This is a genomic window from Mesorhizobium sp. B2-6-2, from assembly GCF_006440615.1.
Lineage (GTDB): Bacteria > Pseudomonadota > Alphaproteobacteria > Rhizobiales > Rhizobiaceae > Mesorhizobium.
Map to the genome: position 1 here is coordinate 1 of NZ_VFUG01000049.1, position 1,063 is coordinate 1,063.

At 56.1% G+C, this 1,063-nt stretch carries 1 protein-coding gene, 2 tRNA genes and 1 rRNA gene; 1 reads left to right on the forward strand and 3 read right to left on the reverse strand.

Annotated features, from left to right (window positions below; all coding sequences use genetic code 11):
- A partial coding sequence (locus FJ419_RS31070; RefSeq protein WP_210241680.1) for a hypothetical protein occupies positions 1-244 on the forward strand: 244 nt, incomplete at its 5' end.
- A gap of 245 nt (positions 245-489) precedes the next feature.
- Here the strand turns inward: FJ419_RS31070 and FJ419_RS30610 are convergent.
- From FJ419_RS30610 to FJ419_RS30620, 3 genes are all read right to left on the reverse strand, one after another.
- Positions 490-565: transfer RNA gene (locus FJ419_RS30610), tRNA-Ala, on the reverse strand.
- Between the two features lie 44 nt (positions 566-609).
- A tRNA-Ile gene (locus FJ419_RS30615) sits at positions 610-686 on the reverse strand.
- Between the two features lie 320 nt (positions 687-1,006).
- A 16S ribosomal RNA gene (locus FJ419_RS30620) occupies positions 1,007-1,063 on the reverse strand; the annotation flags it as partial.

Below are 1,063 nucleotides of genomic sequence, written 5' to 3' on the forward strand. Positions count from 1 at the left end.
GCATCCACCAATTGCCCTTAAGACACTTGATCGTTCTCATTGCCAATACCCATCACGCGATCCCGAAGGGATCGTCGTTCAAGCCAAATCCCTTGCGGGATTAGCTAAACGCGATCCGAAGGATCGTCGCATAAGCGCGATCCCGAAGGGATCGTCGCCTGAACCAAATCCTGTGCGGGACTTGCTTCAATGGAATTGGCACAAAAAGACCAGCTTCTCGAGATCGGTTCGAGGGCGCGGTTAGGCAAACCCATCATATGCAAGGGATTGAGCGTCCCTTGCGACAAATCATGATCTTGCGACCATGAAGTTCGAACAAATCTTCTCTTTACGATGTCAAACAGAACAGGCGGGGAGCCAAGAAGCTCGCCGCAAACTCATTTTCGAATGACTTTTCTCACCATCTCTACACCCACGACGATCCTGCGGATCGCGCTATCGCCAAACCGCAACGCGGCGGCTGAAGCGACAATCCTGCGGATTGCGCATTGGTGGAGCCGGACGGGATCGAACCGACGACATCCTGCTTGCAAAGCAGGCGCTCTCCCAGCTGAGCTACGGCCCCTGATACCTTGTAGAGGAGATCGACAATCCTTGCGGATTGCGAAGTGGTGGGCCTGGGAGGACTTGAACCTCCGACCTCACGCTTATCAAGCGCGCGCTCTAACCAACTGAGCTACAAGCCCTTAGACTGCGCCTTAAATCGGCTTTCGCCAACGAGACGCACGTCTCGCAAGGCCGCCACCCTTTGGCTAAAGAGAGGGCCGTCGCGGCTCGTGCCGCGCCCTCGCGGAGCGCCAGCACCCGAAGGGTGCGATGCGGCGCGCGAGCGCTGATCCAAAGTCATTCGCGAAGAAAGAGAAACGAAGGCGGCAGACCCGCTTTAAGGTATGCACGACGGTAAGAGTGACTCTCTTCCGTCTTGTTCCAAGAGAACCGAAAGGCAGAGGCTCCCCATCCATCCGAAGATGAGGGAGTGAGCGTTTCCATTAGGGTTCTTCCTTAGAAAGGAGGTGATCCAGCCGCAGGTTCCCCTACGGCTACCTTGTTACGACTTCACCCC